The organism is Pseudomonas sp. MEJ086 (genome assembly GCF_030209025.1).
Taxonomy (GTDB): domain Bacteria; phylum Pseudomonadota; class Gammaproteobacteria; order Pseudomonadales; family Pseudomonadaceae; genus Aquipseudomonas; species Aquipseudomonas fulva_A.
On sequence record NZ_JARVSV010000016.1, the window covers coordinates 22,112 to 46,743 of the forward strand.

The 24,632-nt window shown below is 64.8% G+C and carries 24 protein-coding genes and 2 pseudogenes; 9 read left to right on the forward strand and 17 right to left on the reverse strand.

Annotation, left to right across the window (positions count from 1 at the left end; translation table 11 throughout):
* Window positions 1-20 precede the first annotated feature (20 nt).
* The 8 genes and pseudogenes from QRN22_RS10730 to QRN22_RS10765 all read right to left on the reverse strand — a co-directional run bounded on the left by QRN22_RS10730 (window position 21) and on the right by QRN22_RS10765 (window position 7,661).
* Window positions 21-986 carry a Csu type fimbrial protein gene (locus QRN22_RS10730; protein ID WP_042553016.1) on the reverse strand — a complete coding sequence of 322 codons (966 nt, stop codon included), beginning with the start codon at window positions 984-986 and terminating at the stop codon, window positions 21-23.
* Between the two features lie 10 nt (window positions 987-996).
* The gene (locus QRN22_RS10735) at window positions 997-3,312 is read right to left on the reverse strand and encodes a fimbria/pilus outer membrane usher protein (RefSeq protein WP_231570130.1); all 2,316 of its coding nucleotides are present in this window, start codon (window positions 3,310-3,312) and stop codon (window positions 997-999) included.
* 38 nt (window positions 3,313-3,350) lie between these two features.
* A complete protein-coding gene (locus QRN22_RS10740; protein ID WP_082045745.1) occupies window positions 3,351-4,136 on the reverse strand; it encodes a fimbrial biogenesis chaperone in 786 nt (261 codons plus the stop codon).
* Between the two features lie 14 nt (window positions 4,137-4,150).
* Window positions 4,151-4,669: a Csu type fimbrial protein gene (locus QRN22_RS10745; RefSeq protein WP_042553042.1), complete on the reverse strand. Its 519-nt coding sequence runs from the start codon at window positions 4,667-4,669 to the stop codon at window positions 4,151-4,153.
* 29 nt (window positions 4,670-4,698) lie between these two features.
* On the reverse strand, window positions 4,699-5,211 hold the full coding sequence (locus QRN22_RS10750; protein ID WP_052493762.1) for a Csu type fimbrial protein: 513 nt from the start codon (window positions 5,209-5,211) through the stop codon (window positions 4,699-4,701).
* Between the two features lie 61 nt (window positions 5,212-5,272).
* Complete coding sequence (locus QRN22_RS10755; protein ID WP_042553014.1) at window positions 5,273-5,806, reverse strand: Csu type fimbrial protein; 534 nt, start codon at window positions 5,804-5,806, stop codon at window positions 5,273-5,275.
* Window positions 5,807-6,117: 311 nt separating this feature from the next.
* Window positions 6,118-6,987: an acyl-CoA thioesterase II gene (gene tesB, locus QRN22_RS10760; protein ID WP_042553013.1), complete on the reverse strand. Its 870-nt coding sequence runs from the start codon at window positions 6,985-6,987 to the stop codon at window positions 6,118-6,120.
* A 120-nt stretch (window positions 6,988-7,107) separates the two neighbouring features.
* Window positions 7,108-7,661, reverse strand: a pseudogene (locus tag QRN22_RS10765) (GNAT family N-acetyltransferase).
* A gap of 48 nt (window positions 7,662-7,709) precedes the next feature.
* On the opposite strand from QRN22_RS10765, the gene QRN22_RS10770 reads away from it, so the two are divergent.
* The 4 genes from QRN22_RS10770 (at window position 7,710) to QRN22_RS10785 (ending at window position 10,944) form a co-directional block, all read left to right on the forward strand.
* Window positions 7,710-8,630, forward strand: coding sequence for a histone deacetylase family protein (locus QRN22_RS10770; protein WP_042553012.1), 921 nt, complete (start codon window positions 7,710-7,712; stop codon window positions 8,628-8,630).
* 106 nt (window positions 8,631-8,736) lie between these two features.
* The gene (locus QRN22_RS10775) at window positions 8,737-9,237 is read left to right on the forward strand and encodes an NINE protein (RefSeq protein WP_082045744.1); all 501 of its coding nucleotides are present in this window, start codon (window positions 8,737-8,739) and stop codon (window positions 9,235-9,237) included.
* 90 nt (window positions 9,238-9,327) lie between these two features.
* Complete coding sequence (locus QRN22_RS10780) at window positions 9,328-10,560, forward strand: TIGR03862 family flavoprotein (RefSeq protein WP_042553011.1); 1,233 nt, start codon at window positions 9,328-9,330, stop codon at window positions 10,558-10,560.
* A 21-nt stretch (window positions 10,561-10,581) separates the two neighbouring features.
* A complete protein-coding gene (locus QRN22_RS10785) occupies window positions 10,582-10,944 on the forward strand; it encodes a VOC family protein (RefSeq protein ID WP_042553010.1) in 363 nt (120 codons plus the stop codon).
* Window positions 10,945-11,010: 66 nt separating this feature from the next.
* Here the strand turns inward: QRN22_RS10785 and QRN22_RS10790 are convergent, their stop codons facing one another.
* The 7 genes from QRN22_RS10790 to QRN22_RS10820 all read right to left on the reverse strand — a co-directional run bounded on the left by QRN22_RS10790 (window position 11,011) and on the right by QRN22_RS10820 (window position 18,036).
* On the reverse strand, window positions 11,011-11,466 hold the full coding sequence (locus QRN22_RS10790) for a GNAT family N-acetyltransferase (RefSeq protein ID WP_042553009.1): 456 nt from the start codon (window positions 11,464-11,466) through the stop codon (window positions 11,011-11,013).
* The gene (rhlE1, locus tag QRN22_RS10795) at window positions 11,466-12,794 is read right to left on the reverse strand and encodes an RNA helicase RhlE1 (RefSeq protein ID WP_042553008.1); all 1,329 of its coding nucleotides are present in this window, start codon (window positions 12,792-12,794) and stop codon (window positions 11,466-11,468) included. Before rhlE1 ends, QRN22_RS10790 begins: the two co-directional genes overlap by 1 nt.
* A gap of 146 nt (window positions 12,795-12,940) precedes the next feature.
* Window positions 12,941-15,322: a TonB-dependent siderophore receptor gene (locus QRN22_RS10800; RefSeq protein WP_042553007.1), complete on the reverse strand. Its 2,382-nt coding sequence runs from the start codon at window positions 15,320-15,322 to the stop codon at window positions 12,941-12,943.
* Window positions 15,323-15,398: 76 nt separating this feature from the next.
* Window positions 15,399-16,316: a FecR family protein gene (locus QRN22_RS10805; protein ID WP_042553006.1), complete on the reverse strand. Its 918-nt coding sequence runs from the start codon at window positions 16,314-16,316 to the stop codon at window positions 15,399-15,401.
* Window positions 16,313-16,804 carry a sigma-70 family RNA polymerase sigma factor gene (locus tag QRN22_RS10810; protein WP_197076973.1) on the reverse strand — a complete coding sequence of 164 codons (492 nt, stop codon included), beginning with the start codon at window positions 16,802-16,804 and terminating at the stop codon, window positions 16,313-16,315. Before QRN22_RS10810 ends, QRN22_RS10805 begins: the two co-directional genes overlap by 4 nt.
* 138 nt (window positions 16,805-16,942) lie before the next feature.
* Window positions 16,943-17,548, reverse strand: a complete 606-nt coding sequence (locus tag QRN22_RS10815; protein ID WP_042553004.1) for a 3'-5' exonuclease — start codon at window positions 17,546-17,548, stop codon at window positions 16,943-16,945.
* Window positions 17,549-17,556: 8 nt separating this feature from the next.
* Window positions 17,557-18,036, reverse strand: coding sequence for an NYN domain-containing protein (locus QRN22_RS10820; protein WP_042553003.1), 480 nt, complete (start codon window positions 18,034-18,036; stop codon window positions 17,557-17,559).
* A 171-nt stretch (window positions 18,037-18,207) separates the two neighbouring features.
* Between QRN22_RS10820 and QRN22_RS10825 the strand changes: the two genes are divergently transcribed.
* The 3 genes from QRN22_RS10825 (at window position 18,208) to gudD (ending at window position 21,658) form a co-directional block, all read left to right on the forward strand.
* On the forward strand, window positions 18,208-18,867 hold the full coding sequence (locus tag QRN22_RS10825) for a YciC family protein (RefSeq protein ID WP_042553002.1): 660 nt from the start codon (window positions 18,208-18,210) through the stop codon (window positions 18,865-18,867).
* A gap of 39 nt (window positions 18,868-18,906) precedes the next feature.
* Complete coding sequence (locus tag QRN22_RS10830; protein ID WP_042553001.1) at window positions 18,907-19,947, forward strand: LacI family DNA-binding transcriptional regulator; 1,041 nt, start codon at window positions 18,907-18,909, stop codon at window positions 19,945-19,947.
* 364 nt (window positions 19,948-20,311) lie between these two features.
* The gene (gene gudD / locus QRN22_RS10835) at window positions 20,312-21,658 is read left to right on the forward strand and encodes a glucarate dehydratase (RefSeq protein ID WP_042553000.1); all 1,347 of its coding nucleotides are present in this window, start codon (window positions 20,312-20,314) and stop codon (window positions 21,656-21,658) included.
* 161 nt (window positions 21,659-21,819) lie between these two features.
* Here the strand turns inward: gudD and QRN22_RS10840 are convergent.
* A pseudogene (locus QRN22_RS10840) lies at window positions 21,820-22,029 on the reverse strand (LysR substrate-binding domain-containing protein); the annotation flags it as partial.
* 72 nt (window positions 22,030-22,101) lie between these two features.
* On the reverse strand, window positions 22,102-22,995 hold the full coding sequence (locus QRN22_RS10845; RefSeq protein WP_042552998.1) for a LysR family transcriptional regulator: 894 nt from the start codon (window positions 22,993-22,995) through the stop codon (window positions 22,102-22,104).
* Window positions 22,996-23,146: 151 nt separating this feature from the next.
* Between QRN22_RS10845 and speB the strand changes: the two genes are divergently transcribed.
* Window positions 23,147-24,106, forward strand: coding sequence for an agmatinase (gene speB, locus QRN22_RS10850; protein ID WP_042552997.1), 960 nt, complete (start codon window positions 23,147-23,149; stop codon window positions 24,104-24,106).
* Window positions 24,103-24,492, forward strand: a complete 390-nt coding sequence (locus tag QRN22_RS10855) for a YybH family protein (protein ID WP_042552996.1) — start codon at window positions 24,103-24,105, stop codon at window positions 24,490-24,492. Before speB ends, QRN22_RS10855 begins: the two co-directional genes overlap by 4 nt.
* Window positions 24,493-24,632: the final 140 nt, after the last annotated feature.

Sequence of the window (24,632 nt, forward strand, 5' to 3'; positions counted from 1 at the left end):
CGAAACCGCAGCATACCTGCTCAGTACATGATGATCACCGTCACGTTATCCGTGTAGGTGCCGACCGGTACGTTGGCCTGGGCAGGGTCGATGATGCCCAGGAACGGCACGCTCTGCTGCAGGCCGTTACCGACCATGGGTTGCGTCTGGGTGGTGGTCCAGACGGTGGTGGTATTGGGGAAATACAGGTTGTAGTTGAGCCGATTGCTGCCGCTGGCCATGCGCCGCCAGGGAGCCTGAAAGTTCTGGCCGTTGTCGAAACCCACGGTATAGCCCTCGGTATTGGTGCAGGTGACACCGATGTTGCGCGTCACCGGCGCGAACTGGCTGACCAGCGCCTGGGTACCGAAATCCATCACCAGTTCGCTGTTGTTGATCACGCAGGCCTTGGTGACCACCAGGGTCACGGTGACCGATACGTTGGCACCTGCGCCCCAGGGGCTTGGCGGGTTGCACGCCAGCACGCCGCAGGAAGGCCTAGCGGCACCTGGGCTGAGCGCCCAGTTGGAGCAGATGCCCGCCACGAAAACGCCCGTACACACCGCGTACTGCCAGTTCAGGTTCAGCGTCGCGGTGTAGGTGCCTGCCGCCACGTTGGCACCGGTGGCGGTGCGATAGTAGAGAGGAAGCGTCCCGGTGCTGCCGCCCAACCCCAGAAGCGTGGCATTGGTCAGTTGAACCTGCTGGCCGGTCTGCAGCCTGTTGCTGTAGCCGATGTCGGTGAACACCTGCAACGGGATCTGCTGCGAACCACTGACCAGCACGGGATTGTTGAGCAGCGTGACGCGGATGAAGTTGGTACCCAGCAGGGTCAGCGTTCCAGTGCATTGCACACCGCCGCTACCTGCCGAGCTCTGCGGCGTACTGATCAGACTCAGCGAATTGCTCGTGCCAAGGCTCACCGCGGCACCCGGCGTGGTGCAGACCGCCCAGGCCGCCCCAGGTAGCAGAGCAGCAAGAAGTAGCAGTGCACGGATAGCGCTCATCGCTCGTTCCTCAACGACATGTCAGTGGTCCCACCAGGGACATTTCCTCATCGAGGCTCTCCAATTCGAACCCCGCGGCGCACTGACCGCCATCGGGCAGCGCCACCTGCAGGCGATTGCTTTTCTGCAGCCCCTCGAAATACACCAGGCCATCCCAGCCAACGGTGGCCTGTCGGTCACGCCCCTCCAGGGTCACCTGGCTGCCACGGGGCAGCACCTCACCGCGGCTGTCGATCAGCACGATGCTGGCGGCCACCACCCGACGCAGCTCGAAGTCGAGCATCGCACCGCTGCCCTCGTGCACCGCGATGCTGCGCTCGACCTCCGGGGTGCGGATATTGGCTGGCAGCCCCAGTGAATCGATGGCGTACTGGCCCGGGTAGTAGGAAGGCACCCAGGGCACCAGCAGATGCCCCCGGGAATTGGTTTCGCCGAGCAGTTGGTGCTCGAAACTCACCGGCACCCCGGCATAGCCATCGGTGCTGACCAGCACGAAGGCGTCGTCGATGCGGTTGCTGGCATACACCCCGCCGCCCATCGCCACCACCGAGCCGCTGACATCGCCCCAGTAGGTGCGCCGCCCGCCATCGTCGTAGACGCCTGCCTGGTACTGGGCATGCCGCGCACGCCAGGTCATGTCGGCCTGAGCGTAGCGGTCGCCATTGCCAGCGGCATAGGCCAGGTTGTAGCCCACCCCGCCTTCACTGGGTGCACTGCGACCGAAGTTGCTGCGCTGCCGATAGCCACCCTCGCGATCACGCTCCAGGCCTACGCTGAAGGTCGAGCGCAGGTCGAAGGGGATCATCCATTGCAGCAGCGCGGAATAGCCGGGTTCACCGATTTCACGGTTGAGCGACAGGAACAGGTTGCTGTTGCCAGGCAGCCCGCGCGACCAGGACAGGTTGACCAGGCGGCTGCGGGTACCGTCATGCATCTGGCTGGCAAAATAGCCGATGCCGATATTGCCGATGCGTCGGGGGTTCAGCGACAGGGTCACCTGGTCGGTGGTCTTCGCCAGCCCCGAAATCCCACGGCTGCTCTGCAGCGCGCTGATCACGCTGAGGTCGGCATAGGCTTCGTCGCGCTGCACGCGCTGCATGGCAAGGCCGAACAACGGCGAGTAATAGCTGTAGCCCAAGCTCAGTTGCTGGCCGCGCTGGCCATCGTGCGCGCTGTAGGAAACCGAGGTTCCCAGGGTGCCCCAGGTGCCTACCGCGAAGGTGCCGCCCACACCGCCCAGGCGCAGGTCATCAGCGCTTTCAGCATGGCTTTCCAGAGTGAAACCATCGCCCACGCCATAGCGGAACGTGCCACTGGCGGCCTGGCTGCCGTAGGCGAAGTTCTCCACACCGTAGTCCTGGCGCAGCTTGCCGACGGACAGCGAGTAATCGTAGAGCCCCTTTTGCAGCAGGGTATTGGTCACGTAGAACGGCACGTCGGTGGCCACCTGGCGCCCCAGTGCATCGGTGGCCACCACGGTCGCGGTGCCGGCGCCGCTGATGAAGGGCACGCTGCTGATGGTGAAGGGGCCGGGGTTGAGCATTTCGCTGCTGACCCGACTGTTGTTGATCAGCAGATCCACCGAGGTCGGTACCGCGGCATCGCCGCTGAAGCTCGGCAACGGGTAGGTGATCAGGTCCGGGCGCAGACCGAAATTGCGCGATAGCTGCACCCCGCCAATGCGCACCGCGCGATTCCAGGTCAGCGCGCCGGTGATCAGGTCACCGGCCTCGTAGCTGAGCATCCGCTGCTGGTCGTTGTAGCGCCAGAAGGTGTCGTAGCGAATATAGCCATCACCCTGGGCACGGTTGCCTGCGAAGGCATGCCGGTATACGCCGCTGTTGCTGAGCCGCCCCATGCTGCCGAACACCCGCTGTTCCAGCCAACCGTTGAGCAGGCGCGAGCCCTCGTCACTGTCGCTGTAATAGAAGTCGTAATTGAGCAGCGCTCCGAACGAGCTCTGGGCCGCCACCCCTTCATAAACCTGGGTCTGCCCCACCGTCTGGTCGGGCAGCCAATCGCTGGGCAGGGTCAGTTTCAACTGCTGGAATTCCTGCTGGTAGTCGCTCTGCAGGCCCGGGATAACGGCCAGATCCTGCAAGCCGCTGGCGTCCTCGGCCAACGGCACACCGACAGCGCGCAATTCGTCGCTGTCGACCAGATAACGGCCGGCGCGATAAGTCACCGGCACGATCCGCTCGGTCGACAGTTCATTGACCACCAGCTCCAGATAAAGAACGTACTCATCGGGCATCTGTTGTGCCTGCCCCGCCTGCCCCGCCAGTAGCAGCAAGACGCCGAGCCAATGAGCCAGGGCAGCGCGCATCCCTGAGGGCATCGTTCAACGACCACCGAACCGCATGCTCACTGCCCGGGTATCGACAGGGGCTCTTTGCGCTCATTGATCATGGCCTCCAGCACCGCGCCATCAGCGCCCACCCCCGGTGGCAACGGCCAGCGCATCTGCGCGCCGGGCAACACGTAGCCGAGCAGGCCCTCGGCCACCACCTGCTGCTTGCCACCGCTAGCGAACTTCACCGCCGACAATCGCGCATGGGCAGTGCCGTCGTTGCGCAGTTGCAGGAAGCGTGTGCCGCCTTGCTGCTGAATCCGGTACCTGAGTTTTGGCGCCAGGCTCTGCACGCTCTTGCCAGCCTGCTCGGTGGCGCTCTCCGGCGCTGCGCCGCTGCCGAATACGAACAGGGGAATCGAATAGCGCATCTGAAACTTCACACCCAGCTGCGGATCGGGAGCCGCATTGCTGTCGAGCATCTCGTCGATCAGCACCCGGTAGGCTCGCTGCACCCCGACCTGCGGCGCCTGCATGACCATCAGGCGGATCATCTGCCGCTTGCCCGGAGCGATGGTCACCACCGGTGGGCTACCGACCACCTCACGCTGCGCGTCGAGGCGATCCTCGAAGTCCGACTGTTTCCAGTCCATCACCCGTATCTGCAGATTGACCGGTGCCTGGCCGCGGTTTTCCAGCCACAACGCCACCGCTTTCTGCTCGGCCTCGATCACCGGGTTGATCGGCCAGATCAACACCGAACTGGCTGCGCCCACATGGCCCGCGAACATCAGTAGTAGAACTAAAGCCCCTGCCCTGGCATGAAGAAAATCGAGGTGCTGCCATGCCGCGCGGGCCATGTGGATCTCCCTGTTCAATAACTCACGGTAACGGTCACCACGTCGCTGTAAACACCTGCGCTGGGCATCGGCGTAACGCTGAACAGCCGGGCATAGACCGGATAACTCTGAGTGCCCCCAGCAGAGGGAAACGTCGCGCTGAGAGCCGTGGCACCGTTGTTGCCGTCCCCCCAGACATTGCTGAAGGCACTGTCCTTGTATAGTTGATAACGCAGACGTTCGCCGCCTTTGGCCAGAAAACGCCCGTCTGTCACGCTGCTGGCGTTGGCCCCGGCACCAATGCCGATGGTCAGCGCGATGCCCGGCGTGCACTGCAGCACGATGCTGCCGCTGCCGGGCGTGCTGGTGCGGTTCACCGGGCTGCCAAGGCTGCCGAGCGGCCCGAAGTTGATGTTGCCGTAGCTGGCCACATCGCTGCCGCCGCTACCGAGTAAGCAGCCGGCGGTGATCACCGCACGAACCTGAAATTGCCGGTCGACGCGTAGCTCGTTGGTGCCGGTATCGGCGCGCGCATCCAGTGCCGCGAGCAGCATCGCGAGCGGCCAGGCGCGTCGCAGCGACGTCACCATTTCACCGTGACGGTAACCGTATCGCGGTAGATGCCCGCCGCCGGGGAACGCTGCGCCGGAACCCGGCCATACACCGGCAGCCATTGATCCTGGCCAGTACCGGTGCGGCTGATGCCCACCGTGTTGTCCCAGACGGTCTGGTAGCTCGCCGAGGTGTAGAGGTTGTAGGCGATCTGCGCACTCGGCCCCTGCAGGCGCCGGGCATTGACGTTGCCACTGCCACCTGCGCTGATCAGCACCTGATAGGGCGTATTGCTCAGGCAATTGACCCGCAGCGCGCCGTTCCCGGGCTGGCCGACCACGTCGAGCTGGCTGCGCAGAATGGAGTGGGTGCCGAGGTCGAAGGTGCCGAACTGACCAAGATCGTTCGCTGCGGTGCTGCCCGCGCTGCAGGCCGGCAGTATCTCGGCGAACAGACCGATGGTCGCGGTCTTGCTGGCAGCGCTGAGCAAACCGGGGGCGAGCGCAAGCAGCGCCACGAATTGAACGGGCCGGTAGCCGTACATGGCAATTCCCTGACAGAAAGCGGGGGGTTGGCAGGCGAGCGGACGAACCGCCTGCTGGCGTTTACCAGGCCACCGTCACCTGTACGGTATCGGTATAGGTACCCACCGACGGCACGGCCGCACGGGGCGGCACCTGGCCATACACGACGATCTCCTGGACCTCGCCATTGCCGGTCGAATCCAGGGTATCGCCGCCATTGCTGCCGTCGCCCCAGGGCGTGGTACGGCCAGCATCCTGGAACAGGTTGTAGGCGATCAGATCGGTGCCGTTGCTCATGTTGCGCTGACCGCCAGCGGGGTTGCCGCCACTGTCGAGGGTCACGCTGTAATCGGTGCCGTTGTTGCACGTCACGCTGAACGAGCCACCGCCGCCAGAACCCACGGACTGCGCCTCCAGCGGCGCGGTGATGGCGGCAACGCTGCCGAAATCGATATTGCCGAAGGTCCCGCCGGCAGAACCGCCGTTACCCACGGTGCAGCCATCGGTGATGACCAGTTGAATGCCAAGCTGACCGGTAACGGTACCGGCTGCATTCGCCGTTGAGCCAATGGCCAACGCCAGAAGGGATGAAACCAGTAGCGCTGAACGCCGCATAACCGTCTCCTGCAGACTCGAGAAACTCCCATGCTCAGAAACCCGGATCGTCACATCCGGGTATTGAGAGGGACACAGGACAAGGGTCGACCACGTTCAGGCGATTGCACGCGTCAATGAATCAGGCATGTTTTCACCAACCCCTCAATGCCATGCGCAACAGATTGATTGAAATGAAGAATATTTTTTGACGTAGGAGATAAGCGGGCAGACATGGGGCAGATGTCCTACAGAACAAAAGGACACCCGCTATCAGCGGACATGGAAAACTGTCTGACAAGTCAAGATGATGGCGTCATCGGGTTATCGTTTCAGCGCCAGTCTTCACGCAGTCGGATCAGGCCCTCCTGGGCCACGGAGGCGACCAGTTGGCCCTGGCGGTTGAACACGCTGCCGCGGGAAAAACCGCGGGCATTGCCAGCCCAGGGGCTGTCCATGGCGTAGAGCAGCCAGTCGTCCATGCGCAGGTTGCCGTGGAACCAGATGGAGTGATCGAGGCTGGCCACCTGCATGAACTTCTGCCACACCGATACGCCGTGGGGCAGCATCGAGGTGGTCAGCAGATTGAAGTCCGAGGCATAGCCAAGCAGGTACTTGTGGATGGCAGGTGTGTCCGGCAACTCACCGTCAGCGCGGAACCACACGTACTTGACCGGCTCGCTGACCTTGGGGGCGAACGGGTTATCGACGGTCACCGGGCGAATCTCGATGGGCTTGTCGAACAGCACACGCTCGCGCACCCGAGGCGGCAGCGAGTCGGCTACCAGGCTGGCCAGTTCGGTTTCCGAACGCAGCCCTTCCGGGCCCGGGACGTCAGGCATCTGCGCCTGATGGTGGAGCCCTTCTTCGAGGTACTGGAACGAGGCGCTGCAGGTGAAGATCGCCTTGCCCTTCTGCACCGCCGTTACCCGGCGGGTGCTGAAACTGCCGCCGTCACGCACGCGGTCGACCTGATAGACCACCGGCAATGCGGCATCGCCCGGGCGCAGGAAGTAGCCATGCAGCGAGTGCACATGACGATCGGCCTCGACCGTCTGGGTGGCCGCCGACACGCACTGGCCCAGTACCTGACCGCCGAAGAGTTGGCGAAAACCGAGATCCTGGCTGACGCCACGGAACAGGTTTTCCTCGATGGCCTCGAGGCTCAGCAGCGCCACCAATTCTTGCAGGACTTGACTCATACGGTTCTCCACGGCCCCTACCCAGGGCAATACTGCGACACGCGCGGGGTGCGCGGACGGTGAATGGTAATGCCTTTGCCGCCTGTCAGGAATCGCGGGATGGCGACGGAGGCGACAGGCTCAGCCCCGCTTCGGCCATTCGCCACGCGTGATCCGATACAGCAGGTGCTGGCGTAGCCGGTGACCGGGCGCCAGTGCCGGATGCTCGAAGCCGCCAGCCGGCTGCATGCCGAGCGCCTGCATGACCCGCTGCGAGGGCACGTTCACGGCGGCCGTGAAGGACACCACATGCGGCAGCTCAAGGCGCTCGAAGGCGCAGTCCAGGGCCGCACGAGCAGCCTCCTGGGCGTACCCCTGCCCCCAGTGCTCCGGCAGCAATCGCCAACCGATCTCCACCGCCGGCGTGAAGGCGGCCTCGAAGCCGACATGGGCCAGCCCGGTCATGCCAATGAAGCGCCCGTCGTGGCGATGCCGCAGCGCCCAGAAGCAAAACCCATGCTGGCTGAAGTGCTGCTGCAGGCGCGCCAGCAATGCCTGGCTCTGCTCAAGGCTCAAGGGGCCGGAAAATGGCGCATTACCTGCTCGTCAGCGCACAGGGTCGCCAGGTCGGCGAGGTCGTCATCACGCCAGGCGCTCAGGTACAAGCGCGGCGTCTGCAGCTCGATCACATCCATTTCGCTTCTCGTGCATACTGCCCAGGGTTCACCAAACGCCGCCATTGTATGCCCCTGCCGCTGATCTACCACGACGACTACAGCCCGCCCTTTCCGGAAGGCCACCGCTTCCCGATGGAGAAATTCCGTCTGCTGCGCGACCACCTGGTGGACAGCGGCCTGACCCGGGATGCCGACCTGCTGCGTCCGCAAATCTGCCCCGCGGACATCCTCGCCCTCTGCCATTGCCCCGCCTATATCGAGCGTTACCTGAGCGGCGAGCTGAGCCATGAAGATCAGCGCCGTCTCGGGCTGCCGTGGAGCCCGGCGCTGGCACGTCGCACCGTGCGGGCAGTGGGTGGCTCGCTACTGGCAACCGAGCAGGCGCTGCAACATGGCCTGGCCTGTCACCTGGCGGGCGGCACCCACCACGCTCACTACGATTACCCGGCAGGCTTCTGCATCTTCAACGACCTGGCCGTGATCGCCCGCTACCTGCTGGAAAGCGGCAAGGCGCATCGCGTGCTGATCTTCGATTGCGACGTTCACCAGGGTGACGGCACCGCGCGGCTGCTCGAACACGTGGACAACGCCGTCACCGTGTCGCTGCACTGCGAGCAGAACTACCCGGCGCGCAAGGCCCGCAGCGACTGGGACATCCCGCTGCCTCGTGGCCTGGGCGACCGCGACTACCTGAAAGTCGTCGACGACACCCTCGACTACCTGCTGCCCCTCTATCAGCCGGATATCGTGCTCTATGACGCCGGCGTCGACGTGCACCGCGACGATGCCCTCGGCTATCTGCAACTCAGCGACGCCGGCCTGGCTGCCCGCGACGAAGCCGTGCTGCATCATTGCCTGGGCCGCGACATTCCAGTGGTCGGCGTGATCGGTGGCGGCTACAGCAAGGATCGCCACGCCCTGGCCCGCCGCCATGGCATTCTCCATCACAGCGCCGCGCGGGTATGGCAGCAACGAGGGCTCGGGTAGCTCCGCCCCCCGTAGGAAAGCACCCAGCTCACAGAATCACGGCCAACTGCTATCACCCGCCTCTGCCCACTGCTAGAGTCGCCGCCTTTCTCACAAGGATGTTTCCATGCAAGCTCATGCCTACCAGGCGCCCGGCGCCAATCTCGAAGTAGAAAGCGTGTTCTGCCGTAATTGCGGCTCGCCCATCACTGCCACTGCGCAGACCTGCTCGCACTGCAGCGCCAACCAGAATCTCAACCCTCGAAGCAAGATCACCGCGGGTCTGCTCGCGCTGTTCCTTGGCGGTCTCGGTTTTCACCGTTTCTATCTGGGCCAGTGGTGGGGGCTGTTCTATCTGCTGTTCTGGGGCACCGGCATTCCCAGCCTGATTTCGCTGATTGAGGCCATCGTATTCTTCTGCACCAGTGACCAGAAATGGAACGCCAAGTACGGGCGCACCAAGGGCAGTGCCTGGCTGATGGGCCTCGCCGGCGTCTTTGCCATACTGGTCATGATCGGTACCCTCTCTGCCATTGCCATCCCCGCCTACCAGAAATATGTTGAGCGGGCCAAAGCCGCCCAGGCCAGCATGCAACAGCAGGCCGAGCCACAATTGCGTCAGCAGTAGCAAGCAACACGGGCGCCGACCTGTGCGGCGCCCATGCCCGATGGCGGAGCCTGCGTTAGAATGCGCGCCAGCCCAACTTCGCCAAATCTTATGACCCAGAACTCCCTGTCCGCCGTCATCATCGGCGGCGGCCCCGCCGGCCTGATGGCCGCTGAAACCCTGGCGCTCACCGGCGTGCGGGTCGACCTCTACGACGCCATGCCCTCCGTGGGCCGCAAGTTCCTCCTGGCCGGCGTCGGCGGGATGAACATCACCCATTCCGAAGCCTACCCGGCGTTCGTCAGCCGTTACGGCGAGCGCCAAGGGCAGGTCGACGAACTGCTGCAAGGCTTCGACGCCGATGCCCTGCGCGCCTGGATTCATGGCCTGGGTATCGAGACCTTCGTCGGCACCTCGGGCCGCGTGTTCCCCACCGACATGAAGGCAGCGCCGCTACTGCGCGCCTGGCTCAAACGCCTGCGCGAAGCCGGGGTGCACCTGCACACCCGGCACCGCTGGCTGGGCTGGAATGACGACGGCAGCCTGCGCGTGGGCACCCCCGAAGGCGAGCGCGCGGTGCACGCCGATGCCGTATTGCTGGCCCTCGGCGGCGGCAGTTGGCCACGGCTAGGCTCCGACGGCAGCTGGGTCGCCCATCTGCAGCAGGCCGGCGTGCCCGTTGCGCCGCTGCAACCGAGCAACTGCGGTTTCGACGTGGCCACCTGGAGCCCGCTGTTGCGCGAGAAATTCGCCGGGGCACCGCTGAAGAACGTCGCCCTGGGTCTGAGCGGTGAGGCGCAGCGCCAGGGTGAGTTCGTGCTCACCGCCACCGGTATCGAGGGCAGCCTGGTTTATGCCCTGTCCGCCGGCATTCGCCAGCGCATCACCCGCGACGGTAGCTGCACGGTGCACCTCGACCTGCTGCCACAGCGCAGCGAAGACGCCTTGAGCAAGGCCCTGAGCAAGCCCCGTGGCTCGCACTCCATGGCCAAGCACCTGCATCGTCAGGCCGGGCTGGATGGCGTCAAGGCCGCGCTGCTGCGCGAGCTGACCCCCGCCGAGCACTACGCCGATCCCCAGCGCCTGGCCGCCTCGATCAAGGCCCTGCCCATCGAACTGCGCCAACCGCGCGCCCTGGAGGAAGCGATCAGCAGCGCCGGTGGCGTGCCTTTCGAAGACCTCGACAAGGGGTTGATGCTGACCGCCCTGCCCGGCACGTTCTGCGCGGGCGAGATGCTTGACTGGGAGGCGCCCACCGGCGGCTACCTGCTCACCGCCTGCTTCGCCAGTGGCCGTGTGGCCGGCCAGGGCATCGCCCGCTGGCTGCGAACCAAAAACCGATAACCCCGGATCAGGAGGATCCCCATGCTGACCAGCGTCGAACTCAAGACCTTCATCCCGGCCAAGGACTACCCGCTCAGCCAGGCCTTCTACACCGCATTGGGCTTCAAACCCGGCTGGCAATCGGACGAGATGAGTTACTTCAGCAACGGCGACCACAACGCCTTTCTGCTGCAGAACTTCTACGTCAAGGAGCAGGCGGAAAACTTCGTCATGCACCTGCTGGTCGACGACGTCGAAGCCTGGTGGGCCAACGTGCAGAAGGAAAAGCTCGGCGAGCGTTTCGGTGTGCGCACCATCGAACCGCAAGACCAGCCCTGGGGCATCCGCGAATTCATCATCTTCGACCCGAGCGGCGTGCTGTGGCGGATCGGGCAGAATATCTGAGCGGAAAAAAGCACGAAGCCTGAATTGAGCGCAGCGATACCCAGGAGCGCTCTCGCACTGCACCGTCTAGCTTTCGAGCGAAATCGCCTTTCGAAAGAACACCCGGGCGTAACCGTCTTCAACCGCCCGGCGCGTTTCCCGGTACCCCAAACGCGGGTAGAAGAGGATGTTCTCGGTCATCCGCTCGTTGGTGTACAGCTCGATGGCCACGCAACCCAGTTCCAGAGCCTGGTCTTCGGCGAAGCCCATCAATTGCCTGCCCAGCCCCTGGCCACGGGCCTGATTGCAGACCGCGACGTTCTGCACATGCAGCACATCGCCCTCATGCTCCAGCACCAAAACGCCCCTCACCGCACCGTCCGCCTCCAATACGAACACCCTGTACCCTGCAATAACCTGGCGATAGTCATCGAGCATCGGCGCCGGCTGCCTGCCGATCCGTGGAATATAGGGGGCGTAGGCGTCGTGGACTATCGCGGTGATCGCGTCGACATCCACCTCCCTGGCGCGGCGTATCAGCATTAACGCCTGCCCTTCGGCTTGCCACCGAAACTCGGCACCTTGCGGATGGCCTTGACCGGCGGTGCGGCAGGTTCGTCGCTCTCCATCCAGCGGCCCAGGCTGCCGGACTTGCCGCCCCCCACCACCTTGGGCTTTTTCGGCTTCTTCGGTTTTTTCACCACCAGACCGCCAGCCACGGTCTGCGGCACACGGTGGTCGGGGATGAAGTCCGGCTCGTCGACGCGCTGCACGATCTGCTGGATCAGCGCTTCGATGGCCGAGAGCAGTTGCACCTCGTCGGCGCAGACCAGCGACACGGCCTGGCCGCTGGCCCCCGCGCGACCGGTACGACCGATGCGGTGCACGTAGTCTTCGGCGACGATGGGCAGGTCGAAGTTGACCACCAGTGGCAGGTCATCGATATCCAGGCCGCGGGCGGCCACATCGGTGGCGACCAGCACGTCGACTTCGCCGGCCTTGAAGCGCTGCAGTGCACGCAGGCGGGTCGGCTGCGGCTTGTCACCGTGGATCGCATCGGCACGAATGCCTGCGGCCAGCAGTTCCTGCTCGAGTTCATCGACGCCCTTGCGGGTCTTGACGAAGACCAGCACCTGCGACCATTTCTTGCTGCGGTACAGGTGCAGGAACAGCTCGGCCTTGCGCTTCTTGTCGACCGGAATCAGCCACTGCTTGACCGACTTGGCGGCGGCGTTGCGCGGGCTGACTTCGATGCTCAGCGGGTCACGCAACATTTCGCCGGCCAGGGTGCGAATGGCCTCGGAGAAGGTCGCGGAGAACAGCAGGGTCTGGCGCTTCTTCGGCAAGGCGGCGAACAGGTCGTCCAGCTCGCGGGCAAAGCCCAGGTCGAGCATGCGATCGGCTTCGTCGAGCACCAGCACCTGCAACTGGGAAAACTTCACCGCGTTCTGGCGGTACAGGTCGAGCAGCCGGCCAGGGGTGGCGACCAGTACGTCGAGACCTTTGCGCAGCTTCATCATCTGCGGGTTGATGCTCACGCCGCCGTACACCGCGTAACTGCGCAGGGGCAGAAACTGCGAGTAGGTCTGCACGCTTTGCTGCACCTGCTCGGCCAGCTCGCGGGTCGGCACCAGCACCAGGGCGCGCACCGAGTTGCTGGCGACGGTCGGGCCTTCCATCATCAGGCGCTGCAGGATCGGCAGGGTGAAGGCGGCGGTCTTGCCGGTGCCGGTCTGCGCCGCGGCCATCAGATCGCGGCCGTTGATGATCGGGCCGATGGCCTGGGCCTGGACGGGCGTCGGGGTCTTGTAGTCGAGGCCGTCGAGGCAGCGCAGCAGGGGTTCGATCAGGCCGAGGGAAGCGAAGGTCATGGCGGGCAACGTGGTGGGCAATGGAGATGCCGCACAGTTTATCCTGTCCGGATAGCGGCCGCTCAGTTGCAGCGCGGCGCTACCCGGGGATGAACACCCTGGGTAGCGCTTCGCTCAACGCCAGGCCACGAGTTCCGGCATGCGACTCAGAACTCACCGCGCAAGGTGAACATGTAGCTGCGCGGATCGCCGTAGTAATTGCCGCGGCGCAGCTCACCCACGGACTTGTAGTACGTCTTGTCGAACAGGTTCTTGGCATCGAGGCCAATCGTCCAGTGCTGGTCGATTTTCCAGGTGGCCAGGGCATCGTAGACCGCACGACCGGCGTTGCTCACTTCAGGGCCGTAGGTATCGGTGCTGTAGCCACTCTGCGCGGAAACGGCGCCGCCGACGGTCAGGCGATTGAGCGCACCAGGCAACTGATAAGTGGTCGAGGCGCGCAGCAGGTGCTTGGGTGTCTGGTAATCGGTGGGGCCGCCGCTGGCCTTGCTGGTCTGGTTGAAGGTGTAGCCGGCTGCCACCTGCCAGCCGGACAGCAGTTCACCACTGGCCTCCAGTTCGTAACCCTTGCTGCGCTGGATCTCGGCATTCAGGTAGCACAGGCCATCGATGTTCGAATCGCAGAGCGCGCCACTGGGGTCTTCTGCCGCCACGTCGTCCTGCTTGATGTAGAACAGCGCAGCGGAGAGATTCAGGCGTCCGTCGTACAGCTCGCCCTTGATACCGGTTTCGTAATTGACGCCAACGGCCGGATCGAGCAGCGAGCCCGCTGCCGTGCGGTAATCGCTTTGTGGCTGGAAGATGTCGGCGTAGCTGGCGTACCACGACCACTGGTCGTTGAGGTCGTAGATGACGCCGACGAAGGGCGTGAACTCGTGATCCTGACGATTCCCTGCCTTGGTTCCGCTGAGGGTCTCTTCGGTCTCGTATTCGTACCAACTCAACCGTCCACCCAGCACCACGCTCAGTGGCTCGCTCAGGTACAGCCGCGTATTGGCGTAAACCCCATAACGAGTCTCGGCGCTGTCGTTGATCGACGTCCAGGCGGCACGCGTCGGCCTGGCCAATGCCTGATGGTTCGGGTCGAACACGTCGATGGCGCCGACGCCCGCAGCGGTATTGATATTGGCGTTCTTGCTGTACTGCTCCTCGCGGGACCAGTTGCCGCCGACCATCAGCGTATGGCGCAGGCCGAAGGCTTCGAAGCTGCCGGAAAGGTTGCTGTCGATACCGGTGTTGGTCACGTCATCACTGCGGTACAGCGTTCGGAACAAGCGCGAGCCCGTATTGGTGGCCGGGTTGATCGCGCCTTGAGGCAGTGCCGAACGCTGATCGAAGCCCCCTTCGGCGCGGGTCAGCGAGGTCTTGCTGGTCCAGTCCTCGCTGAGGCGATATTCCAGGTCGGCGAAAACTTCGGTCTGCTCGCTTTCGTGGCGGTTCCAGTCCTGCGCCAGCGAGGTGGAACGGGAAACGCCGAGGGCCTTGCCATTGCTGTAGCGCGGCAGGCCGAAGATCGAGTAGCCGCTGGTGACGCCCGTCTGCCGGCGCAGGCCAACGGAAAGAGTCGAGGCGTCATTGAGGTCGGCTTCGACGATGCCGTAGAACAGCGGCTTGCGGCTGGCTTCGCGGTCGTAGAAATACTGGCGATCTTCGTAGGCCACCAAGGCACGACCGCGCAGGGTGCGGGACTCGTTCAGCGCGCCGCTACCATCCAGGTCCATGCGGTAGAAATCGTCGGAGCCGGCGCGGGTGGTCACCGAGAAGCGCGGCTCGGCAGTCGGCCGCTTGCGCACCAGATTGACCGCGCCGCCCGGGTTGCCGTTGCCGACCAGCAGGCCGGCGGCGCCACGAAGAATCTCCACGCGGTCGTAAACGGCGGTGTCCGGGGTCATCCAGCCGGTGGGGCTGTGAATCACGCCGGGCATGCCATCGACCAGATAGGCATCGGCGCCCAGCTCGAAACCCCGGGAATTGTACTGATGGTCGCCGAAGTTGCGCGTCTGCAGGGTGATGCCCGGTGCGCTGTAGAGCACCTGATCCAGGGAGGTGAAATTACGATCGTCCATCTGCTGGCGGGTGATCACGCTGACCGACTGCGGGGTTTCACGCAACGACTGCGCGCCCTTGCCCAGGGTGACCGCACGGGTGGTGTAGGAACCGCTACCCTCGGTAGCGCTGCTCGCCAGATCACTGCTGATGGTGGTGGCCTGCAGGTCGAGCGCGGCGGACGGCCCGTGCTCCATGATCAGCCAGACGTCGCCGCTGCGCTGCACCACCAGCCCCGAACCGGCGAGCAGACGACGCAACGCATCATCGATGGCGAAGGTGCCCTTCAGCGCAGGCGCCGAGCGGCTTGCGACCAGGCGATCATCGACGGCGAGGGTCACCCCGGCCTGGCTGGCCAGCTGCTTCAGGGTGGCAGCCAGCGGTTGCGCCGGCAGATCCAGTTCGACGGGGGCTGCCTGTACGCCCAGTGCCAGCGTCAGGGCGCTGGCGGTGACCAGTGTTTTCAGGGATGTGCGCAGCATGAGGGGTCTCGTGATGATCTCGGATACCCCTTGACGAAGCAGGCTGCGAAAAGCCCAACCTGGAACGCGAAAATTTTCAGCGCGGCAGCAACAGGGTGCCGTCGGCACGCTCCTGCAGGCGTACCCCGGCAAGCTGCGGCAAGGCCTGAACGAATGCCTCGATATCGGCCACCTGTACCACGGCGGTGAGGGTCTGCGGCATGACCGGCTGCTCGAGGCGCAGCGGCTTTTCGCGATAACGGGCAAGGCCGGCCACCACCTCGCCCAGGTCGGCCTGTTCGAAAACCAGGCTGCCGCTGCTGAAGCCAAAAGCGCCCGCCGCCTTGCGATCCGAACGCCGCAGCCCGACAGACTCACGATAAAGGCCGACCTGATCGGCGCCCAGCTCGATGCGCTGCTCACCGCTGGTCATCGCGACCCGGCCACGGGCCACGCTGACCTGCACGCGCCGGTCGAACGTCTCGACCACGAAACGCGTCCCCAGCACCCGCACCTGTGCCGCGCCGGCATCCACCACGAAGGGGCGTTGCGGGTCGTGGCGCACGTCGAAAATGGCCCGCCCACGCAACAGCGTCAGATGCCGCACGCGATCATCGAAGAGCACCTGGATGCGTGTATCGGCATCCATCTGCACCTCGCTGCCGTCGGCCAGTTGCATGCGCCGCAACGCACCGATACGGGTGAACAGTTGCAGTTCCTGGCGCGCGGCATGGCGGGCCAGCAGCCATGCACCCAGGCCGCCGAGCAGCAAGCCGCCGAGCATGCCGTTGCGCAGGAAGCGCCGGCGCCCGACGTTCTCCATGGCGCCAGCCAGGGCACGGGTCTGGTCGGTGCTGGAGAAGTCGCCCCACAAGCGCTTGAAGCTGTGAAATTCCTGAGCGTTGCGCGGGTCGGCGGCCAGCCAGTTGGCGAAGACCTGACGTTCGGGGTGATCGTCCGGCAACTCGAGCAGTCGCGCGAACCAGTGCGCCGCCTCACGACGCCGCGCGCTCATGGGCAGAGCAGCTCGCGGGCCTCGTGCAGATCGAGCAAGGCACGCACCAGGTGGCGCTCGACCATGGTGGTGCTGATCTGCAGCATCGCGGCGACCTCCACCTGGCGGTGCCCTTCGATACGCACCAGCCAGAACACCTCGCGGCAACGCGGCGGCAGGCAATCGAGAATGCGCTGCAGGGCATCCAGACGCTGCTGGAGGTCGGCCAGATGTTCGGCCGAAGGGACGAACGACGCGCCCTCGTCCAGATCCATGCGCGGCTCGCTGCCAGCCTCGGGAAACGGCTGATAGCGCGAAGCGTCGCGGTAATGGTCGATCAGAACGGAATGGGCGATGCGCCGCAGGTAGGCGTTGGGCTGTTCGATGACGCCACGCTGGTTGGCGAGCACGAAGCGAATGAAGGCATCGTGCAGCACGTCATAGGCACGCTGCACGCAATGGGTACGCCGGCTCAGGCTCAGCAGCAGATCGGTGTAGGCCCAGCGCAAATTGATTCCGCCCCACTCCATCATCCACCTCGGCCATGTTTCGACGGCGTCAGCCATCAGGGGGCGGGCAGTATAGAGAGCGCCACGAGGCAAAGTAAATGAGAACTATTAGTAGCCGACCGGCAACTGCGACGGCCGTTAACTCAGGGCACCGAGCAGCGCACGCACCTTGGCTGCGGACATGCCTTGCAACTGACGCAGGAAGTCGTGATCGACCACGCTGCGGCCGTATTGCTCGCGCAGCAGGCGACACAGATGCAGCGTCAGGTTGGCGGCCATTTCCGCGTCGGCCAGCGCCCGGTGAGCCTTGCCGGTGTCCGGCAGGCGCGCCCAGCGATTGAGGTTGCCAAGCTTGTGGCTCGGTGCGCCAGGCAGCAGACGCCGCGACAGCAACAGCGAGCAGGCGAACTGCTGGACACGCGTGCGGCCGATCAGGCCCAGCTCGGCGTCCCAGAACTTCTGATCGAAGGAGGCATTGTGCGCCAGCATCGGAATGTCGCCGACGAACTCGGCGACCTCGTGCATCACCTCGGCTGCCGGGGGTGCGCTGCGCAGCATGGCATTGCTGATGCCGGTCAGTTGCTCGATGAACGGCGGCACCCAGGCACCGCTGTTCATCAGGCTCTGGTAACGCGCGGTGATCTGCCCGTTCTCGATGATCACCACGCCGATTTCGGTGGCGCGGGCCTGCTGGGCCGGCGACATGCCGGTGGTTTCGAAGTCGATGACAGCAATGGGTTTCACGTAAAGCCTCAGTGTTTCAGCAACAGATGCCCCTCGATGGGCACATAACGAGTGGCCGCGCGCACCAGCGACTGCGCGGTGAGCCCGGGAACGCCGTAGGCCACGGCTTCGACGCCATGACGTTGGCGAATGCGTTCGAGCAGCAGATCGAAATCGCCGTCACCGGAGGCCAGCACCACGCTGTCGACGTTCGCCGCCGCGTCCATCACGTCGATGGTGATGCCCACGTCCCAGTCCCCTTTTGCCGAACCGTCACTGCGCTGGATGTAGGGTTTCAGCTTCACGGTGAAGCCGAGGTTGCGCAGGATCTGCTGGAACTGCTGCTGCTTCGGATCGCCACGGTCGATGGCATAGGCGTACGCCTCGACGATCTCGCCGCCGCCGGCCAGCTCGGCCCACAGCGCGGTGTAATTGAAGTGACAGCCATAGGCCTGGCGTACGGTGTAATAGAGATTCTGCACATCGGCGAACACGGCTATTTTCTTCACCGGACATCCTCACAAGGGCTCGCGCGGGGTGCACGGGTGGCCAGTATGCCAGTCTCGCGCCCCTCAGGTCGAAAGACGCGGCCCCGATGGTGACCACGACTCGTCTCGTGGCTGGTCGAGAAACCGACGCCCTCGTATGATGGCGGCCTATTTTTCTGGCCGCGACTTTCCATGAATCCCCTCGACGCCCTGCGTGACGCCTGGTTCTTCTTCCGGCAAAACCTGCTGCAGATCATTCTCCTGTGCCTGCCCTTCCTGCTGCTCGAAGCCGCGCTGAGCATGCAGCTCGAAGGTCTGGTCACAGCCGCCAAGGTGCCGCTCTACGATGTGCTGCTCGGGCTGCTCTTCTATCCGCTGTACAGCGCCGCGCTGATCCTCTTCATCGACGCACGCAGCCGGGGCGAGCAGCCGGCCAGGGGCGCGCTGGTCGCCATGAGCCTGAGCCTGTGGCCGCGCTTCGTGCTGCTGGCCGGCATCGGCACCCTGGCGATCATGCTCGGCGCCTCGCTGTTCATCCTGCCGGGGTTGTGGCTGATGGTGCGCCTGGTGTTTTCCGACTACCTGCTGGTGCTGCGCGGGGTGTCGCCGCTGCAGGCGCTGCATCAGAGCCTGCAACTGACCCAAGGCCATTTCTGGCCGATTCTGACCTGCGTGATGCTGGTCATGGTGCCGCCGTGGCTGGTTGGTTTCTGGGCCGGCGATATTGCCGCGGAGCCTGCCGGGCGCCTGCTGCTGGACCTGCTGCTCGGTCTCTTTCAGCTATTCACCACGGTGGTGGTGTTCCGCCTGTACATGCTGCGCACGGGCGACAACACCGCGCCGCTGCCGTAATCTGCCGGACAACCCACCGTTCAAGACCGAGACGACCACGTGGCAAGAAAATCGCGCAGAGAGCTGGCCAAAGACCGCGGTGACCTCGGCGACCTGCCGATCACGGTCAAGGATGTGGCCCTCAAGGCCGGTGTGTCACCGATCACCGTGTCGCGGGCGATCCAGCGCCCGGAGCTGGTCAGCGATGCCACCCGCACCCATGTGCTGGAAGTGGTGCGTGCAATGGGTTACGTGCCCAACCTGATGGCCGGCGGCCTGGCGACCAGCAAGAGTCGCCTGGTGGCCATCGTGCTGCCGACCATCGCCAACTCGATCTACGCCAGTGTGGTGCAGGCCATCATGGACCGTCTCGCCGAGGCCGGCTATCACGCCTTGGTCGGCCCGAGCGGCTACACCCCGGAGCATGAAGAAGCCCTGCTGGCCGCCATTCTCGGCCGCCGCCCGGATGGCATCGTGCTGACCGGCACCTTCCACACCCAGGCCAGCCGTGAGCGCCTGGCGTCCGCTGGCATCCCGGTTGTCGAGGCCTGGGACCTGAGTGAAGACGGCCTGGACATGCAGGTGGGCTTCTCCCATGAGCAGGTCGGCGCTGCGGTGGCCGAGCACTTCTTCGCCAGGGGCTACCGGCGCTGGGCGGTGATCGGCGTCGACGATCCCCGTGCGCTGCGCCGCTGCAACGCGGTGATCGAGCGCCTCACCGCCCTGGGTGTCGACGCCGTGGCGGTACAGACCTTGCCCCTGCCGGCGACCTGGGAAGTCGGCCGCAAGGGTCTGGCCGCATTGCTCGATGACGGCGAGCAGCCGGATTTCATCTTCTGCAGCTCGGACACCGTCGCCCTCGGCGTGCTCACCGAAGCCGCCAGCCGCGGCCTGAAGGTACCTGGCGACCTCGCCGTTCTGGGCTTCGGCGATACCCTCAACGGCCAGTTCGCCAGCCCTGCCCTCTCGACGGTCAGCGTGAATGCCACGGAGATGGGCAACCAGGTCGCCGAGGCACTGCTGCGCCGCTTCGACGGCCAGGGTGCCGAGGCGCGCGTCGATACCGGCTTCGCGATCATCGAGCGTGAAAGCACGGGCTGACAGGAAGCCGCTTCCCGCAGCCTGGGTTGAGCGCAGCGATAGCCGGGAGCGGGGTATCAACCCAGGCCACATCTAGAAAACGATTCACGGTTCCCATGTAGGAGCCCGCTTGCGGGCGATCCATCTCGAATCACACCCACGCCACCACCTCCATCGGCCAAGCCTTTCAGGTGCCCCAATCACCCCAAAGGCATCTTCCGCAACCGCCAATCTGTAAATTCACGCTTGAATGATAACGTTATCTGTTTATGATGATAGCGTTATCTTCTCTACCACCAGCGACACCCGAAGCGATCCGTTACCGCTGCCCCAGCAAGGCAGCCAGACCATCCGCAACGCCGGCGACGGCAACAGGAGTCAAGCGATGAACAATAACAATATCCACACAGGCACCCCGGTCATCACCTCACTGGAGGTCATCCCGGTTGCCGGCCACGACAGCATGCTGCTCAACCTGAGCGGTGGCCACGCCCCTTTCTTCACCCGCAACCTGCTGATCCTGCGCGACAACGCCGGACATGTCGGCGTCGGTGAAGTGCCGGGCGGCGAAGCCATTCGCCAGACCCTGGAAGATGCCCGCCAACTGCTGCTCGGCCAATCCATCGGCCAGTACCAGAAACTGCTCGGCCAGGTACGCCAGACCTTCGCCGACCGCGACTCCGGCGGCCGCGGCCTGCAGACCTTCGACCTGCGCATCACCATCCACGCCGTCACCGCCGTGGAGGCTGCCCTCCTCGACCTGCTCGGCCAGCACCTGGAAGTACCGGTCGCCGCCCTGCTTGGCGAAGGCCAGCAGCGTGATGCCGTGGAGATGCTCGGTTACCTGTTCTACGTCGGCGACCGCAACAAAACCGACCTGCCCTATCGCCAGGAAGCGGATGCCGACAACGCCTGGTTCCAGGTACGCAACGAAGAGGCGCTGGACGCCCAGGGCGTGGTGCGCCTCGCCGAAGCCGCCTACGAGCGTTATGGCTTCAAGGACTTCAAACTCAAGGGCGGCGTGCTGCGCGGCGATGAGGAAATCGAAGCGGTCACCGCACTGGCCGAACGCTTCCCCGATGCACGCATCACCCTCGACCCCAACGGTGCCTGGTCGCTGCAGGAGGCCATCCGCCTGTGCCGCGACCAGCATCACGTGCTCGCCTATGCCGAAGACCCCTGTGGCGCCGAGAACGGCTACTCGGGCCGTGAGGTGATGGCCGAGTTCCGCCGCTCCACTGGCCTGCCGACCGCCACCAACATGATCGCCACCGACTGGCGTCAGATGGGCCATGCGATCCAGCTGCAATCGGTGGACATTCCCCTGGCCGACCCGCACTTCTGGACCATGCAGGGTTCGGTACGCGTGGCGCAGATGTGCAACGACTGGGGCCTGACCTGGGGCTCGCACTCGAACAACCACTTCGACGTCTCGCTGGCCATGTTCACCCACGTGGCTGCCGCCGCGCCGGGCAAGATCACCGCCATCGACACCCACTGGATCTGGCAGGACGGCCAGCGCCTGACCAAGGAGCCATTCCGTATCGAAGGCGGTCTGGTCAAGGTGCCGCAGAAGCCGGGCCTCGGCGTGGAGCTGGACATGGACGCCGTGGCCAAGGCCCACGAGTGCTACAAGGGCATGGGCCTGGGCGCGCGCAACGACGCAGTGGCCATGCAGTACCTGATCAGCGGCTGGACCTTCGATAACAAGAAGCCCTGCCTGGTGCGCTGAGCACGCTCGCAGTGCGGCCAACTGGGTGGGCTGAAGCGGATCGCCGCCCGGCCCGCCCTACGGCCGAACGCAGGCCTTTGTAGGAGGGCGCCATGCGCCCGAATAGCGGGCATGGACCAGGCGTCCCCGCCCGCTCCCACAGGACTTGCAGTGCTGGCAGCCTAGCCGGGGTTCAGCTGGGCCTTGAGGCGGTCGCGGAAGCTCTGGATCAGCGGTTCGCGGGAGCGACCGCGGCGCAGGGCCAGGGTGAAGGGGGCCTGGTAGCCGAAGGTGGTCGGCAGCAGCACTTTCAGGCGTTTCTGATCCACCCATTGCTGCGCGTGGTGTTCCGGTAGATAGCCGATGTAGGCGCCGGAGAGCACCAGTCGTAGGGTGGGCTTCAGCCCACCAAAACGGTGCTGCGCCCGCCCCATAACGACTGCTAACCCCTTCATGCACCGCGGTTAACCGGGGTTCAGCTGGGCCTTGAGGCGGTCGCGGAAGCTCTGGATCAGCGGTTCGCGGGAGCGGCCGCGGCGCAGGGCCAGGGTGAAGGGGGCCTGGTAGCCGAAGGTGGTCGGCAGCAGCACTTTCAGGCGTTTCTGATCCACCCATTGCTGCGCGTGGTGTTCCGGTAGATAGCCGATGTAGGCGCCGGAGAGCACCAGAATCAGCTGCGCTTCCATCGACTCCACCGTTGCGGCGCTGTGCTTGAAGCCGTGGCGGGCCAGTTCGGCCTGGCTCCAGTAGCCACGACCAACCATGCGCTGCTGGGTGATCACTTCAGCAGGAATCCGCCGCTGGGCGTACAGCGGATGCCGGTCGCTGCAGTACAGCCAGTGCTGCTCACGGTACAGCGCCTGATAGACCAGCCCGTTGGTGCGTACCGAGAAGGCGCCGATGGCCAGGTCCAGACGATTCTCCAGCACCCCCAGTTGCAGTTCGGCAGGGCTGAGCACCGCCAGGTGCAGGTGCACGGCAGGGTGTTCCTCGCTATAGGCGCCGATCACCTCGGCCAGCGGCAGGGCCGGGTCGCTGACGGTGGAGTCCAGCACGCCGAGGTTGAGGGTGCCGCGCAGCTCACCCTTGAGCGCTGCCGAATAACGCTCGAAGCCTTCCAGCTCGGCCAGCAGCCGCAAGGTTTCCTGATGGAACAGTTCGCCCTTGCTGGTCAGGCTGAAACCACCCCGCCCCCGGTGACAGAGGACGATGCCGAGCAGCGCTTCCAACTGGCTCATGTAGGTGCTGATCGCCGACGTGGAGAGGTTCAGCTCCTGCTGGGCGGCCGCGAACCCCTGGTTGCGCACCACACAGGCGAAGATGCGCAGCAGCTTGAGATCGGGCAGTGCGGACGACATGAAGAGGCTCCAGCAGGTTCATCGACGCCGCCAGTCTACCCGCCGATAGTTCAGAAATCTCTGAACTGATTATTTGCCCACAGGGATTTGTCGCACCCCGTTCCCTGAACAGAATCGCCTCACGACAACCACAAGAAAGAGTGAGGCCACCGTGGACAACGTTCTCCACCAACCCCTGGGCGGCAACGAAATGCCCCGCTTTGGCGGAATCGCCACCATGCTGCGCCTGCCCCACGTGCAGACGCCCGACGAGCTTGGCAAACTCGACGCCGCCTTCATCGGCATCCCCCTCGATATCGGGACCTCGCTACGCTCCGGCACCCGCTTCGGACCCCGGCAGATCCGCGCCGAGTCGGTGATGATTCGCCCCTACAACATGGCTACCGGCGCCGCGCCCTTCGACTCCCTGAACGTGGCGGACATCGGCGATGTGGCCATCAACACCTTCAATCTGCTCGACGCCGTGCGCATCATCGAAGCGCACTACGACGCCGTGCTCGAACGCGGCATCATCCCCCTGACCCTCGGCGGCGACCACACCCTGACCCTGCCGATCCTGCGGGCCATGAAGAAGAAGTACGGCAAGGTCGGCCTGGTGCATGTCGATGCCCACGCCGACGTCAACGATCACATGTTCGGCGAGAAGATCGCCCACGGCACCACCTTCCGCCGTGCCCAGGAAGAAGGCCTGCTCGACAGCGAGCGCGTGGTGCAGATCGGCCTGCGTGCCCAGGGCTACACCGCCGACGACTTCAACTGGAGCCGCCGCCAGGGCTTTCACGTGGTGCAGGCCGAAGAGTGCTGGCACAAATCGCTCGCGCCGCTGATGGAAGAAGTCCGCGCCAAGGTCGACGGCGGCCCGGTGTACCTGTCTTTCGACATCGACGGCATCGACCCGGCCTGGGCGCCCGGCACCGGCACCCCGGAAGTCGGCGGGCTGACCACCATCCAGGCGCTGGAGATCATCCGCGGCTGCCAGGGCCTGAACCTGGTGGGCTGCGATCTGGTCGAGGTGTCGCCGCCCTACGACACCACCGGCAATACCGCACTGCTCGGCGCCAACCTGCTTTACGAAATGCTCTGCGTGCTGCCCGGCGTGGTGCGCCGATGAGCCGCGTGGCCGAGGTTCGCGCGGCCGCCGCCGAACTGGTGGACGCCTTCGCCAGCAATGACACGACGCGCTACTTCGCCTGCTTCAGCGAGGATGCCACCTTCGTTTTCCACACCCTGGCACAGCCACTGCAGTCCCGTGAGGCCTATCAGACGCTGTGGCGAAGCTGGCAGGCGGAGGGTTTCGCGGTGCTCGGTTGTCGCTCCAGCAATGCCCACGTCAGCCTGCAGGGTGAGGCAGCCATCTTCATCCACGACGTCGCTACGCACCTGCGGGTGGGCGGCGAAGAACTGCACCTCAGCGAACGGGAAACCATCGTGTTCCGCCGCGAAGAAGAGCGCTGGCTGGCTTGCCACGAGCATCTGTCAGCCCCAAGCGCCAGCTGAAAACGAACGGACATCAGCGAGCCATCCGAAGCTCGCCGTGCCGGATACACCCTTGCGGGTTTGGAGCCCTGTCGGCTCCACGCGGCCTTGCCGCACTGCCAATGCACCACCACCCGATGACTGTCGGGGGTGAATAACGG

Coding starts and splice junctions, on each gene's coding strand:
- QRN22_RS10730 (WP_042553016.1), bottom strand. CDS start 986: ATGAGCGCTATCCGTGCACTGCTACTTCTTGCTGCTCTGCTACCTGGG.
- QRN22_RS10735 (WP_231570130.1), bottom strand. CDS start 3,312: ATGCGCGCTGCCCTGGCTCATTGGCTCGGCGTCTTGCTGCTACTGGCG.
- QRN22_RS10740 (WP_082045745.1), bottom strand. CDS start 4,136: ATGGCCCGCGCGGCATGGCAGCACCTCGATTTTCTTCATGCCAGGGCA.
- QRN22_RS10745 (WP_042553042.1), bottom strand. CDS start 4,669: ATGCTGCTCGCGGCACTGGATGCGCGCGCCGATACCGGCACCAACGAG.
- QRN22_RS10750 (WP_052493762.1), bottom strand. CDS start 5,211: ATGTACGGCTACCGGCCCGTTCAATTCGTGGCGCTGCTTGCGCTCGCC.
- QRN22_RS10755 (WP_042553014.1), bottom strand. CDS start 5,806: ATGCGGCGTTCAGCGCTACTGGTTTCATCCCTTCTGGCGTTGGCCATT.
- tesB (WP_042553013.1), bottom strand. CDS start 6,987: ATGAGTCAAGTCCTGCAAGAATTGGTGGCGCTGCTGAGCCTCGAGGCC.
- QRN22_RS10770 (WP_042553012.1), top strand. CDS start 7,710: ATGCCCCTGCCGCTGATCTACCACGACGACTACAGCCCGCCCTTTCCG.
- QRN22_RS10775 (WP_082045744.1), top strand. CDS start 8,737: ATGCAAGCTCATGCCTACCAGGCGCCCGGCGCCAATCTCGAAGTAGAA.
- QRN22_RS10780 (WP_042553011.1), top strand. CDS start 9,328: ATGACCCAGAACTCCCTGTCCGCCGTCATCATCGGCGGCGGCCCCGCC.
- QRN22_RS10785 (WP_042553010.1), top strand. CDS start 10,582: ATGCTGACCAGCGTCGAACTCAAGACCTTCATCCCGGCCAAGGACTAC.
- QRN22_RS10790 (WP_042553009.1), bottom strand. CDS start 11,466: ATGCTGATACGCCGCGCCAGGGAGGTGGATGTCGACGCGATCACCGCG.
- rhlE1 (WP_042553008.1), bottom strand. CDS start 12,794: ATGACCTTCGCTTCCCTCGGCCTGATCGAACCCCTGCTGCGCTGCCTC.
- QRN22_RS10800 (WP_042553007.1), bottom strand. CDS start 15,322: ATGCTGCGCACATCCCTGAAAACACTGGTCACCGCCAGCGCCCTGACG.
- QRN22_RS10805 (WP_042553006.1), bottom strand. CDS start 16,316: ATGAGCGCGCGGCGTCGTGAGGCGGCGCACTGGTTCGCGCGACTGCTC.
- QRN22_RS10825 (WP_042553002.1), top strand. CDS start 18,208: ATGAATCCCCTCGACGCCCTGCGTGACGCCTGGTTCTTCTTCCGGCAA.
- gudD (WP_042553000.1), top strand. CDS start 20,312: ATGAACAATAACAATATCCACACAGGCACCCCGGTCATCACCTCACTG.
- QRN22_RS10845 (WP_042552998.1), bottom strand. CDS start 22,995: ATGTCGTCCGCACTGCCCGATCTCAAGCTGCTGCGCATCTTCGCCTGT.
- QRN22_RS10855 (WP_042552996.1), top strand. CDS start 24,103: ATGAGCCGCGTGGCCGAGGTTCGCGCGGCCGCCGCCGAACTGGTGGAC.